This is a genomic window from Paenibacillus sp. FSL R10-2734 (genome assembly GCF_037963865.1).
Classification (GTDB): Bacteria; Bacillota; Bacilli; order Paenibacillales; family Paenibacillaceae; genus Paenibacillus_AQ.
Map to the genome: position 1 here is coordinate 1,214,533 of NZ_CP150170.1, position 13,029 is coordinate 1,227,561.

The 13,029-nt window shown below is 45.1% G+C and carries 11 protein-coding genes; all 11 read left to right on the forward strand.

The annotated features are described in order from the left end of the window. Positions 1–310 precede the first annotated feature (310 nt). Positions 311–1,480: a GNAT family N-acetyltransferase gene (locus NSS67_RS05385; protein ID WP_339318662.1), complete on the forward strand. Its 1,170-nt coding sequence runs from the start codon at positions 311–313 to the stop codon at positions 1,478–1,480. A gap of 288 nt (positions 1,481–1,768) precedes the next feature. Continuing rightward, a complete protein-coding gene (locus tag NSS67_RS05390; RefSeq protein WP_042131251.1) occupies positions 1,769–2,230 on the forward strand; it encodes a CtsR family transcriptional regulator in 462 nt (153 codons plus the stop codon). Positions 2,231–2,262: 32 nt separating this feature from the next. After that, the gene (locus NSS67_RS05395; protein WP_339318663.1) at positions 2,263–2,787 is read left to right on the forward strand and encodes a UvrB/UvrC motif-containing protein; all 525 of its coding nucleotides are present in this window, start codon (positions 2,263–2,265) and stop codon (positions 2,785–2,787) included. A 28-nt stretch (positions 2,788–2,815) separates the two neighbouring features. Next, the gene (locus NSS67_RS05400) at positions 2,816–3,880 is read left to right on the forward strand and encodes a protein arginine kinase (RefSeq protein ID WP_339318664.1); all 1,065 of its coding nucleotides are present in this window, start codon (positions 2,816–2,818) and stop codon (positions 3,878–3,880) included. A gap of 35 nt (positions 3,881–3,915) precedes the next feature. Continuing rightward, positions 3,916–6,384 carry an ATP-dependent protease ATP-binding subunit ClpC gene (gene clpC / locus NSS67_RS05405; protein WP_339318665.1) on the forward strand — a complete coding sequence of 823 codons (2,469 nt, stop codon included), beginning with the start codon at positions 3,916–3,918 and terminating at the stop codon, positions 6,382–6,384. 799 nt (positions 6,385–7,183) lie between these two features. Continuing rightward, positions 7,184–8,551, forward strand: a complete 1,368-nt coding sequence (gene radA / locus NSS67_RS05410; RefSeq protein WP_339318666.1) for a DNA repair protein RadA — start codon at positions 7,184–7,186, stop codon at positions 8,549–8,551. Between the two features lie 14 nt (positions 8,552–8,565). Then, the gene (gene disA / locus NSS67_RS05415; protein WP_339318667.1) at positions 8,566–9,642 is read left to right on the forward strand and encodes a DNA integrity scanning diadenylate cyclase DisA; all 1,077 of its coding nucleotides are present in this window, start codon (positions 8,566–8,568) and stop codon (positions 9,640–9,642) included. A gap of 64 nt (positions 9,643–9,706) precedes the next feature. Next, a complete protein-coding gene (gene pssA, locus NSS67_RS05420; protein ID WP_339318668.1) occupies positions 9,707–10,444 on the forward strand; it encodes a CDP-diacylglycerol--serine O-phosphatidyltransferase in 738 nt (245 codons plus the stop codon). A gap of 181 nt (positions 10,445–10,625) precedes the next feature. Then, entirely contained in the window at positions 10,626–11,714 is a 1,089-nt protein-coding gene (locus NSS67_RS05425; RefSeq protein WP_339318669.1) for a PIN/TRAM domain-containing protein, read from the forward strand. Positions 11,715–11,808: 94 nt separating this feature from the next. Further along, positions 11,809–12,507 carry a 2-C-methyl-D-erythritol 4-phosphate cytidylyltransferase gene (ispD, locus tag NSS67_RS05430; protein ID WP_339318670.1) on the forward strand — a complete coding sequence of 233 codons (699 nt, stop codon included), beginning with the start codon at positions 11,809–11,811 and terminating at the stop codon, positions 12,505–12,507. Then, positions 12,504–12,992 (forward strand): 2-C-methyl-D-erythritol 2,4-cyclodiphosphate synthase, encoded by a 489-nt coding sequence (gene ispF, locus NSS67_RS05435; protein ID WP_042131242.1) that lies wholly within the window; start codon positions 12,504–12,506, stop codon positions 12,990–12,992. Before ispD ends, ispF begins: the two co-directional genes overlap by 4 nt. The last annotated feature ends 37 nt before the right edge of the window (positions 12,993–13,029 follow it).

Consider the following 13,029-nt stretch of genomic DNA (forward strand, 5'->3'; position numbering starts at 1 on the left):
ATAAGAGATTGGAAGGGATTTAATCACTAAATAGTGTGGATTAAATACATAATTATGTGGATCTGTCAACAAAAAACCTAAGTAATACACGGGTTGCTGTGGATATAGCCGGGATTATGTGGATAGAGCTATTGATAAGTGGATAACAATTTTAACTTGGATGGGACAAGATTTCAAGACTATTTTTAAAGCTGCATAAAGCTGTGGATAACTAAAATTAAAGTTATAAATAATGCAATAGATTAGCGCACAATAGATGCTCTTGTTATACTTATCCTAAATGTAATTTTATAAAGGATGAGGTGAGTTTGTGGTAATAAGACAGTTGCGTTCAGAAGAGTTCGATGCAAGCATGAACTTGTCAGAATATGCTTTTCAATACAAGTTAGCTAGTGAAAAGCGGGCAAGTGCTAAGAAAAGTTTCAAGCCAGAACGGGTATGGGGTGCTTTTGAGGATGGGACATTGGAAGCTAAATTGACGATTATTCCTTTCCAAGTATACATACAGGGCAGAGTGGTACCTATGGGTGGAATAGCAGGAGTAGCTACATGGCCAGAGAACCGTAGACAAGGACATGTGGCAAAACTTCTGTCTCATGCGCTGCATACGATGAATGAGGCGGGGCAAACGCTCTCTTTTCTACACCCATTCTTGATTCCGTTTTATCGTAAATTTGGCTGGGAAATTTATTGTGAATTTAAGAAATACTCCATTCCAGTTGCTAAGTTTCCCAAGAAGGTTGAAGTTGAGGGCAAAGTTAAACGGGACATAAAAGACATCGAAGTATTGGATAGCTTATACAATCGATTCGCTGTTAAATATAACGGGACACTTAAGCGCGATTTGGACTGGTGGGAGAACTCTGTTTTAGATGATGAAGGAAAGATTGCAGTGTTTTACTCCAAGAGTGCTGAACCAGAGGGATACGTGCTGTATAAGGTAGAGAACAGAGAACTGGTCATAGATGAATTTGTATTTTTGAACGAACAAGCTCGGCAGGGGCTGTGGACATTTCTGGCGAACCATGATTCGATGGTGACCGGTGCATCGTTAAAGCTGGTGCCTTCGGATGACATGTTACCCTTCTTGCTGCCAGATCCGCGTATAGGACAGGAGAATTATCCTTATTTTATGGGGCGCATTGTTAACGCCAAAGCATTCATTGAAAGTTACGATTTCAGACGCAGTAGCCAGAAGAAGCAGGTTATATATATCGAAGATAAATATGCACCTTGGAATGATGGATTGTGGGAATGGTATATCTCTAATGAGGGATCGGCTACTTTGATACGAATTGAAGGGGAACGGACAGAAGCAGACTTAAGCTGTGACATCGGCACATTGACGGCTTTAATGCTTGGATACAAACGTCCGGTAGAGATGGCTCGTTATGGACATGTGACAGGTCAACAGTCGGCACTCGAATGGTTCGAAGAAATCCTACCGCAAGCACAGACCGCATTATTTGATTATTTCTAGATAAAAATTAGGCTCTCCCCTTCGCAAGATGTTGGGAGAGTTCTTTATTTCCGAATACATTCGCTGAAAAAAGTGAAAAATAAGAGAATCCACTTGGAATTAGCACAAAATATGTTATAATATTAAAAAGTCAAAGAAAGTCAAAGTCAACGCAACGTAATGACATAGATCCGATCTACTGAACGCGTGGAATGATCCACAAATGTTTAAGTTCGATTAAAGATTATTGTCATTATGAATGCAAGCCGCAAGCGATATAATAAAGCTTTAAGCACTGGAGGATGAGTGATGCGCAATATCTCTGATATTATCGAACAATATCTGAAGAATATTTTGCATGAAAGTCCCGAAGGTACGGTGGAAATCCAGCGAAATGACCTGGCGGACCAGTTCTCATGCGTACCGTCACAGATCAATTATGTCATCAGTACACGCTTTACATTAGAAAAAGGTTATGTAGTGGAAAGCAAACGTGGTGGCGGAGGATATATTCGTATACAACGTTTTGAATTGCCACCAAATGTGGCACTGCATGCCCATCTAAACCATACTATAGGTGGCGGGATTGATCAGAACGCTGCTGAAGGGTTGATTTATCAGCTGGAAGAAGCTGGTTTTCTAAGTAAGCGTGAAGCGTGTCTTATGCGCGCTGCTGTTTCTCGGGAATGCCTAACGGTTAAGATTCCATACCGGGATGAGATTCGTGCCAAGATTATGAAGGCGATGTTAATCTCTTTGTTAGGCAAATAATTGTCAATCATAAGGGGGGGGGGCTTTCGCTTATGCAATGCCAGGAATGCGGCGTCAAGCCGGCAACACTCCACTTCACTAAGATCGTGAATGGGGAGAAGACGGAATTTCATATCTGCGAGAGCTGTGCACGGGAGAAGGGTGAACTGATTCCCGGAACGGCTGGGGGATTCTCCATCCACAGTCTGCTGTCAGGACTGCTTGATCTTGAAGGCGCCGGCAAGGAGAAGTCGGCTGCTACAAAGACTACGCAGAGTCTGCAATGCGAGAATTGTGGTATGACATACTCCCAGTTTAGTAAATTAGGCCGTTTTGGCTGTAGCTCCTGTTATAAATATTTTAACAGCGCACTGGACCCGCTTTTTAAGCGAGTACATGGCAGTACCTCACATGTAGGTAAGATTCCAAAACGTGCAGGAGCACAGATTGTGTTTAGACGCCAAATTGATGAACTCAAGCAGGAATTACAGCTAAGTATTGCCCAGGAAGAATTTGAAAAAGCAGCAGAATTGCGGGATCAGATTCGCCGACTTGAAAAAGAAATAGTACAAGAGTAAAGTCTTTGATATATAGGGGGGATATGACATGTCAAGTCTCCGATTTACTGAACAAGCGCTTAGTGATTGGATGCGCTCAGGAGGTAGTCACTCCGAGATTGTAATTAGCAGTCGTATGCGTATTGCCCGTAATCTAGAGCATCTTCCGTTTCCTATGCTCGCTTCCTTAGAGCAATCGGAAGAAGTATTAGAGCTGCTGGCTCCTGTGTTTCATGAGGAAGCAGCTGCAGATTTCGGATCTTTTCAACTCCTAAAGCTTGATGATGTGAATGAACTGGACAAAAAGGTACTGGTTGAGAAGCATCTGATCAGTCCCAACTTGGCTAATGATTCGCGTGGTGCGGCTGTATTATTAAATGAAGATGAGTCGGTCAGCATCATGATTAACGAAGAGGATCACCTGCGAATCCAATGTCTGTTTCCTGGTCTTCAAGTAAGAGAAGCATGGGAACGTGCGACGGCGATCGATGATATATTCGAGGCGACTGTCAATTACGCTTTTGATGATAAAAGAGGATACTTGACCAGTTGTCCCACCAATGTTGGTACTGGGCTCCGTGCCTCGGTAATGCTGCATCTACCAGCACTTGTAATGACTCATCAGATCAATCGGATCCTGTCCGCAGTGAATCAAGTGGGATTGACTGTAAGAGGAATTTACGGTGAGGGTAGCGAAGCAGTAGGGAACATCTTTCAAATTTCAAATCAGATTACCCTCGGTCAAACGGAAAGTGAAATTATAGAGAACCTTCACAGTGTAGTTACCCAGATTATTGAACATGAACGAAATGCACGTGAACGGTTGCTTGTTGATTCTGCACTGAGAATTACGGACCGAGTGAAGCGTTCTTATGGGATCTTATGCTATGCAGCTCTTATGGAGCTTAAAGAATCGGCACAACGGCTGTCTGATGTGAGACTTGGGGTTGACCTTGGCATTCTGGAAGGCCCTTCGATTTCAGTGCTTAATGAACTTAACGTTAAGACACAGCCAGGATTCCTGCAAAAGATGTTCGGTGACGAGTTGAACGCCACTGAAAGAGATATGTATCGGGCGAAATTGCTCCGAGAAACATTGGGAACACAACATTAATATAGATATTTACTATTCATGGAGGTGCAGGAGATATGATGTTTGGAAGATTTACGGAACGCGCACAAAAAGTGCTAGCGCTGGCGCAGGAAGAAGCTGTTCGTTTAGGACACAACAATATTGGCACGGAACATATTTTGCTCGGACTCATTCGTGAAGGAGACGGCATTGCTGCTAAGGCATTAATTGCTTTAGGGCTAGGTCTTGAAAAAATCCAGGACGAAGTGGAGACACTAATTGGTAGAGGCCAAGAACAGCCTACGAACATTGCTTATACTCCTCGCGCTAAAAAAGTAATTGAGTTGTCGATGGACGAAGCTCGCAAGCTGGGTCATACGTATGTCGGCACTGAGCATATTTTGCTTGGACTTATCCGTGAAGGGGAAGGTGTCGCGGCTCGTGTGCTTAATAACCTCGGCATCAGCTTGAACAAAGCTCGTCAACAGGTGTTACAGCTCCTGGGAAGCAGCGAGGCTGCCTCTAGTCATAGTGGAACTCCGGCTAACGTCAGCACACCGACCCTAGATGGTCTTGCGCGCGATTTAACCGCCTATGCTAAAGAGGGCAATCTAGACCCGGTTATCGGCCGTAGCAAGGAAATTGAACGTGTTATTCAGGTGCTGAGTCGCCGGACTAAGAATAACCCGGTACTGATCGGTGAACCTGGGGTTGGTAAAACAGCGATTGCTGAAGGACTTGCACAAAAGATTATCAACAATGAAATCCCAGAAACGCTACGCGACAAACGTGTAATGACGCTCGATATGGGCTCTGTAGTGGCTGGTACGAAATATCGCGGTGAGTTTGAAGACCGCCTCAAGAAAATTATGGATGAGATTCGCCAAGCAGGTAATATCGTGCTCTTTATCGATGAACTTCATACGCTGATCGGTGCTGGTGGCGCGGAAGGTGCGATTGACGCTTCTAACATTCTGAAGCCGGCTTTAGCCCGTGGAGAACTTCAGTGCATAGGCGCGACTACGCTTGACGAATATCGTAAATATATTGAAAAAGATGCAGCCTTGGAGCGTCGTTTCCAACCGATTACGGTGGATCAGCCATCTCCAGAGGAAGCAGTCCAAATTCTATTCGGACTTCGCGATCGTTATGAAGCGCATCACCGTGTGAAGATTACGGATGAAGCCATTGTAGAAGCAGTGAAGCTGTCTGATCGGTACATTCCGGATCGTTTCTTGCCAGATAAAGCGATTGACCTTATCGATGAAGCGGGATCCAAAGTAAGGCTTCACTCTTACACTATTCCGCCAAATCTGAAGGAACTCGAAATGCGCTTGGATGATATCCGCAAGGAGAAAGATTCCGCGGTGCAGAGTCAAGAGTTTGAAAAAGCAGCTGCCCTGCGTGATACAGAACAAAAGATCCGTGAAGAACTTGATACGACGAAGAACCAATGGAAAGAAAAACAGGGTCGCACGGATTCGGAGGTTACGCCTGAAGATATCGCACAGGTCGTAGCTAGCTGGACGGGGATACCTGTAAGCAAGCTGAAGGAAGAGGAGACCGACCGTCTGCTTAACATGGAAGCTCTGCTGCATGAACGAGTGATCGGTCAGGACGAAGCTGTTAAGGCTGTTAGCCGGGCACTACGCCGTGCACGTGCGGGTCTTAAAGATCCGAAACGTCCAATGGGTTCCTTTATCTTCCTCGGTCCTACTGGTGTAGGTAAAACTGAGCTGGCTCGTGCATTGGCTGAAGCCATGTTCGGCGATGAGAATGCGGTCATCCGTATCGATATGTCGGAATACATGGAGAAGCACTCCACGTCCCGTTTAGTCGGAGCTCCCCCTGGATATGTTGGCTATGAAGAAGGTGGCCAATTAACCGAGAAGGTACGCCGTAAACCATATTCTGTAGTGCTGCTTGATGAAATTGAAAAAGCGCACCCAGAAGTGTTCAATATTCTGCTGCAAGTTCTTGAAGATGGTCGTTTGACTGACTCTAAAGGACGTGTAGTCGATTTCCGCAATACATTAATTATTCTGACTTCTAACGTAGGGGCACAGGCAATCAAGAAGAATTCGACACTTGGATTCACAGCTGTGCAAGATGCCGGAGCAGAATACGGTAATATGAAGGGCAAGGTAATGGAAGAGCTCAAGAAGAGCTTCCGTCCTGAGTTCTTGAACCGGATCGACGAAATTATTGTCTTCCACTCCCTTGATGAGAAGCATATTGCTGAAATCGTCACGCTGATGTCTGATGAACTGCGCAAGCGGCTTCGTGAATACGATGTTGATTTCGTGCTCACAGATACAGCGAAGGCTTTCTTAGCTAAGGAAGGATACGACCCTGCCTTTGGTGCACGTCCACTGCGTCGTGCGATTCAGAAGCATATTGAAGATCGTCTCTCTGAGGAACTATTGAGAGGAAATATTCAAAAGGGTGATTCGCTCAACATTGATGAGGTTGGCGGAGAGCTTGTAGTGAAAAAGGTGGATGCTCCTGTAGCACCAATGCTTGAAAAAGAAGTAGGATCCGAATAAAGAAATGGAATAAAAAAAGCTTCCGCTCCTCAGTTTATAGAGGGGCGGAAGCTTTTTTTAACATCGAATAATTCACCGAAATCAGAAGCGGAGTTAATGAACCCTCTGATCCAGAGGATAATGAAATAAGCGGCCGCACGGGTGTTTTTCCGAGCGACCGCTTATTTATTTGAGCTGACCTTAAAGTAATCAATAATTAGGGAAATCCTCCCTGAAATTAACGTGTTTTACTTGATATCATCGATAATTAGGGAAATCCCCCCTAAAATTTTGCGGAAATCGCCCGTTTTGCCTATAATCCATTAGTTTTTAGGGAGAAATTCCGCAATCAGTTCAATGCATGCTTAAAAAGTTCGATAATTAGGGAGGATTTCCCTATTTACACTTATAGTAGCCGCAGTTTTTCCCCATAAGCGCCCTCCTGATATAACCAACGCCCATATCGCCATCGCTCCATCACAATTTCATAGACTGGGTGCAGAAGGTGGGGGAGTTAGGGGTATGAAATCCTGCACAATGTACAACAGTGATTGCCTCGTGCCTCGTACACTCCGATGTTAAGTTAAGTGAAGCTTATTCACCCGCGAGGGTGATTGTGCTCATAGATCAGAATTTATATGCTTGTGCAAATCATTTCTTCTTGTTGCGAAATCCATCTCCTCATTGTTGTAAATTTATCACTTAAAAATATACATTTAGTACAAATTCCGAATGACCTTTCGTTAAGGGGGCAGAAATGGTAAACTTTCATTAGAAGAAAATATCCGCAATTTAAAAGTTCGGACCGTAAGGAGAACAAATGGCTAAACCAAAAACTAAATTTTTTTGCACCGATTGTGGATACGAAACACCAAAATGGTTCGGTAAATGTCCCGGGTGCCAAGCTTGGAACTCCATGGTGGAGGAAACAGAAAGCGTAGTCAAAACACAGGGAATGAATGCCCCTATTTTTCATAGTAAAGAAAAGGCACAATCGATCATAAGTATAGAAAGTGACAAGGAACCGCGCATACTGACAGGTATAGGTGAGCTTAACCGTGTTCTCGGTGGGGGGATCGTGCCAGGATCGCTGGTACTAGTAGGGGGAGACCCAGGAATCGGTAAATCTACGCTCTTATTACAGACATCACATGCTCTGACTACTCAGGGATTGCGAGTACTGTACATTTCGGGCGAAGAATCGGTAAGGCAAACTAAGCTACGTGCGGATCGCCTCGGTGCGTTGTCAGCTGAGCTATATGTACTATGTGAGACGAATATGGAAAGCATAGAAGAAGCGATTGAACAAATTCAGCCGCAATTTCTTGTCATCGATTCGATTCAGACTGTATTTATGCCAGAAGTAACCAGTGCGCCAGGCAGTGTGACCCAGGTTCGGGAATGTACGACAAGATTTATGCGTATCGCTAAGATTCGTGGAATTGCTACAGTTCTCGTCGGGCATGTCACCAAGGAGGGAGCTATTGCAGGCCCACGGATGCTTGAACATATGGTGGATTGTGTGCTGTATTTTGAGGGAGAGCGGCATCATACGTATAGACTTCTACGGGCTGTAAAGAACCGCTTCGGTTCTACGAATGAAATCGGCATTTTCGAAATGGGTGAAGTGGGGCTAACAGAAGTAGAGAATCCTTCTGAACTCTTCTTGTCGGAACGTCCACTCGGCGTAGCCGGATCTACAGTTGTGGCCAGCATGGAAGGAACTAGACCGGTGCTTGTAGAGCTTCAGGCTCTTGTCGCTGCTACTCATTTTCCCTCCCCGCGCCGAGTGTGTACAGGTATGGATCACCAGCGGATGGCACTCATTATCGCTGTACTGGAGAAGCGGATGGGCATGTTCCTGCAGAATCAGGATGCTTACCTTAATGTTGCTGGAGGCGTAAAGCTGGATGAACCGGCGATTGATTTAGCAGTAGCTATTAGTATCGCTTCCAGCTTCCGTGATATTTCAACAAAACCTTACGATGTTTTCTTCGGTGAAGTAGGGCTTACAGGTGAGGTAAGAGGTGTTTCGCGCGCGGAAATGCGTGTAAAGGAAGCCGCTAAGCTAGGCTTCCGGCGGGTGATCATGCCAGAGAAAAGTTTGAAAGGCTGGAAGCACCCGCAAGATATCCAGATTATTGGCGTCAGTACCGTAGCAGATGCACTATCGGTCGCGTTAGATTAGGGGGCACAAGGATTATGAAAGAATATAACCAATTAGAGAATATGAATGATCTGCTCAGACTGGCGGCACCGGGAACACCTTTTCGGGAAGGTCTGGAGAATGTGCTGCGCGCTAAGACGGGAGCACTTATCGTCGTTGGGTATAGTCCTGAGGTGATGGAAGTAGTGGATGGAGGATTCTCCATTAACTGCGATTTTTCACCCAATTATTTATATGAGCTCGCCAAAATGGACGGTGCCATTATTCTTAGCGAGGATTTGAAACGCATTTTGTATGCAAATACACAGCTAATTCCGGATTCCTCCATCTCATCAATCGAGACAGGCATTCGTCACCGGACGGCCGAGCGTGTAGCGAAGCAAACAGGCAAACTGGTCGTTTCCATTTCACAGCGCCGCAATATCATTACTTTGTATCAAGGTTCAATCCGCTATGCTTTAAAAGAAATTGGCTCTATTTTGGCTAAGGCGAACCAAGCGATTCAGACCCTAGAAAAGTACAAAGCGGTTCTTACACAAGGACTGACGAATTTGTCTGCTTCGGAGTATGAGGGAATCGTAACGGTCGCCGAAGTGGTCGGAGTGATTCAGCGGGTAGAGATGGTTCTGCGTATTAAGATGGAGATCAAACGATACATCAATGAACTGGGTAACGAAGGACGCTTAATCAGCATGCAGATGGAAGAACTGGTTGGAAATACAGAGGAAGAAGCATGGCTCCTATACAGAGACTATGCTAAGGAAGAGCAAGAAGATAAAATTCGTGAAATTATTGCCGGTCTCAAACGTATTAGTGATGATGATCTAATGGATGATAACCATATCGCTCGTTTGCTGGGCTATTCTTCTACGGCAATTTCTTCCGAAGAAGTGGTTACACCGCGCGGATATCGTCTGCTTAACAAGATTCCGCGGCTTCCAAATGTGATCATTCATAATCTGGTGGAGCGGTTTGAAATGCTGCCTAATTTGATGTCAGCCAGCATAGCTGAACTGGATGAAGTGGACGGAATTGGGGAGGTGCGGGCTCGCAATATTCAGGATGGGCTCAAACGTTTACAGAAGCAAGTTCTTATTGACAGGCAAATGTAAATAACATACAATCACGTAATATTGGAGCTATTGAAGGCCAATGTGAGAAAATTGAGGTGAAGAAATGATACAAAAATCAATTCCGAGTCTTTTTACCATAGGTAACCTGATGCTCGGGATGTTTGGTATCATGATGGCGTTTGACGGTAAAGTTAGCATGGCCGCTATCATGGTTATTATTGCTATGCTGTTAGACGGATTGGATGGCCGAGTTGCTCGTGCACTTAAATGTGAGAGTGAATTTGGTAAGGAACTGGACTCTTTGTCTGACGTCGTTTCTTTTGGAGTAGCGCCGGCTGTTATTATGTACGTCTCAAGTCTGCATGATTTAAATTCTGCATTAGCCTGGACAGTAACTGCAATTTTCCCAGTGTTTGGTGCATTGCGCCTTGCTCGTTTTAATGTTCACCCAGGGGTTCCTGGTTATTTCATTGGATTGCCAATTCCTGCTGCTGGTGGTGTACTTGCCACATTAGCTCTTTTTAATAAAGATGTTTCCGCTCCGTTTATGATTGTGGCTACATTGCTCTTATCTTATTTGATGGTCAGCACGGTTAAATACCCTAATTTTAAGAAGGTCGGCTTGCCTAAAAAAGTGGTTGTCGGAGCGCCAGTAGTTATTATTGTTGCTGTGGCAGTTGCCGTTGTGTTCCCAGAGCAGATTGCTAAACTTATCTTCGTCTTACTCGGGATTTATGCGTTGTATGGCTTTAAACAAAACATCGATCGATTGACAGCCAGACGCCGTCACCGCCGTAGAAGACGTTCAGAAGATAAGGTGTATCAATCGAAGAATGGTTAAAGCAGTTTCTTATCATAAGATTAAACCAATATAATTACAGCTAAAGGCTTTGTCGTCCAATGAGGATGGCAAAGCCTTTTTGCAATTACAGCACTATTCCAAGTTTATCGTCTTGAAAATTGGAACATACTGGTGAGGTATAGATCATTCAAGGATGAATAAAAAGGAGGTGCGTTAGGTTATGTGGAAAAAAGTGATATTGTCTTTTGCTTTAATATGTGGAGCTTGGTCTGGTTTTTCGCTATACCATGCGCTTGAAAGAGGATTCCCCAAGGGAATGGAAAAGCTAGCTGAAAGTTTGCCTGTAGAGGGAAGCATTTTATTTACGGTGCTGGGTGCCATTATTTTTTTGTTTGCGGGGTCTTTATGCGCGGAATGGGGAGGTTCAAAACTGCGGGAGGCGGTTCTGTATTGTTCGCGTATACCAATGAATGAATTGGCTGCAGGTGCAGCTGGGCTTACAGGGGGGCTTCTGCTATCTCTTCTGTTATATCCTGCGATGATTTGGCTTGGTAAAGCTGGGCAGCTACTGCAGGTACCAGTTACGTTAGCTTTCGGATATATGGGGCTGCGGATCGGTTTGGAGAAAAAAGAGGAGCTTGCTGCACTTTGGACAACTGGGCGCTGGGGACAAGCGGCTGAGCCGGAAGGACGCGGGCTGGAGGAGCATAAAATCCTCGATACTAGCGTTATTATTGATGGTCGGATCGCTGACATTTGTAAAACTGGATTTATTGAAGGAACGATTGTCATACCGGAATTCGTACTAGAGGAGCTCCAGCATATCGCAGATTCCTCGGATCTACTGAAACGGAATCGCGGACGGCGAGGACTTGATATTCTCAATAAAATTCAAAAAGAGCTCGATGTGAAGGTATTGATCTATGAGGGAGATTTTGAAGAAATCTCTGAGGTGGATAGTAAGCTCGTGAAGTTAGCGAAGGTACTGCGAGGTAAAGTAGTTACCAATGACTTCAACTTGAATAAGGTATGCGAATTGCAGGGAGTCTCTGTTCTTAACATTAATGATCTGGCAAATGCCGTGAAGCCCGTAGTGCTGCCTGGTGAGGAAATTGTAGTACAGGTCATCAAGGATGGTAAAGAGCATGGACAAGGCGTAGCCTATTTAGACGATGGAACAATGATCGTTGTGGAAGGCGGGCGGGAATACATCGGGACTACGATGGAGGTTCTGGTCACTAGCGTGCTACAAACTTCGGCTGGACGGATGATATTTGCTAAGCCAAAGCTCTTGGAAAAAGCACAATAAGCAAAGATAAAGTATTCTGCAACTGTCCTATGGGTTGGAAATGCCCGCTAAACACGTTATGATGGGAATATACGTGAAGACAGGAGCTTGAGTAATGTCAAACAGTGTGGGTGTCGTCATTGTGGCGGCAGGCAGAGGAACACGAATGGGGACTGCGGAGAGCAAGCAATATTTGTTGCTGCAGGGTAAACCGATTATCGTCCATACGCTGGAGGTATTTCAGCAGCACGAATTGATTTCCGAAATCGTGCTCGTAACCGGTGAAGAGGATGTTGAGCGCTGCCGGGAATGGATACAGCTCTATAAGCTGGACAAGGTGAAGGCTATAGTGCCTGGTGGATCTGAGCGTCAGCATTCCGTACATAGAGGATTGTTGAAACTTACGACACAGTGGGTAATGGTACATGATGGTGTTCGTCCGTTTGTGCACCCGAATGAAATTGAGGCGTGTTACGGGCGAGCGATGCAGATCGGTGCTTCAGTTCTTGCTGTACCAGTCAAAGATACGATCAAACAGGTGGATAACGAAGGAAAAGTACTGTCTACGCCGGATAGGCGAAGTCTGTGGGCGATTCAAACCCCGCAGACTTTTCGTCTTTCTGAATTGCTGGAAGCCTATGCGGCAGCGGAGCGGGACGGCTTTCTAGGTACCGATGATGCCAGCTTGGCGGAGCGTGCCGGTATTCCGGTTTCTGTGGTGGAGGGAAGCTACAGAAATATTAAGATTACGACGCCAGATGATTTGGATTTTGCAGAATTCACAGAAAGAAACAGGGGAGAGGGACAATCATGATCGCTGTAGGACAAGGATTTGATGTACATCAACTGGTTGAGGGAAGGCCTTGTATTATTGGGGGAGTAACGATTCCTTATGAAAAAGGATTGCTGGGACATTCCGATGCAGACGTACTACTGCACGCTGTTAGTGACGCCATTCTAGGCGCACTTGGACTTGGTGATATTGGCAGACATTTTCCGGACACAGATCCAGCGTTTAAGGACGCGGATAGCTTGAAGTTATTAGAACAAGTGTGGGCGCTTGCTAGCGAGCGTGGTTATAAGCTTGGAAATATCGATTCAACGATTATTGCCCAGAAACCTAAGATGGCACCATACATTCCTCAAATGACGGAGATTATCGCTCGTGCGCTTCACGCGGACCCGTCCAAGGTGAACGTTAAAGCTACCACTACTGAGCAGCTTGGTTTTGCCGGTCGTGGTGAAGGAATTGCCGCACAATCTATTGTCTGTCTACTCCAAGATGTGATATCATCTTGAGATGGTCTAAGTAGTAAACTGAAGTTTAACCATATGA

Coding starts and splice junctions, on each gene's coding strand:
- NSS67_RS05390 (WP_042131251.1), top strand. CDS start 1,769: ATGCGCAATATCTCTGATATTATCGAACAATATCTGAAGAATATTTTG.
- NSS67_RS05395 (WP_339318663.1), top strand. CDS start 2,263: ATGCAATGCCAGGAATGCGGCGTCAAGCCGGCAACACTCCACTTCACT.
- NSS67_RS05400 (WP_339318664.1), top strand. CDS start 2,816: ATGTCAAGTCTCCGATTTACTGAACAAGCGCTTAGTGATTGGATGCGC.
- clpC (WP_339318665.1), top strand. CDS start 3,916: ATGATGTTTGGAAGATTTACGGAACGCGCACAAAAAGTGCTAGCGCTG.
- radA (WP_339318666.1), top strand. CDS start 7,184: ATGGCTAAACCAAAAACTAAATTTTTTTGCACCGATTGTGGATACGAA.
- disA (WP_339318667.1), top strand. CDS start 8,566: ATGAAAGAATATAACCAATTAGAGAATATGAATGATCTGCTCAGACTG.
- pssA (WP_339318668.1), top strand. CDS start 9,707: ATGATACAAAAATCAATTCCGAGTCTTTTTACCATAGGTAACCTGATG.
- NSS67_RS05425 (WP_339318669.1), top strand. CDS start 10,626: ATGTGGAAAAAAGTGATATTGTCTTTTGCTTTAATATGTGGAGCTTGG.
- ispD (WP_339318670.1), top strand. CDS start 11,809: ATGTCAAACAGTGTGGGTGTCGTCATTGTGGCGGCAGGCAGAGGAACA.
- ispF (WP_042131242.1), top strand. CDS start 12,504: ATGATCGCTGTAGGACAAGGATTTGATGTACATCAACTGGTTGAGGGA.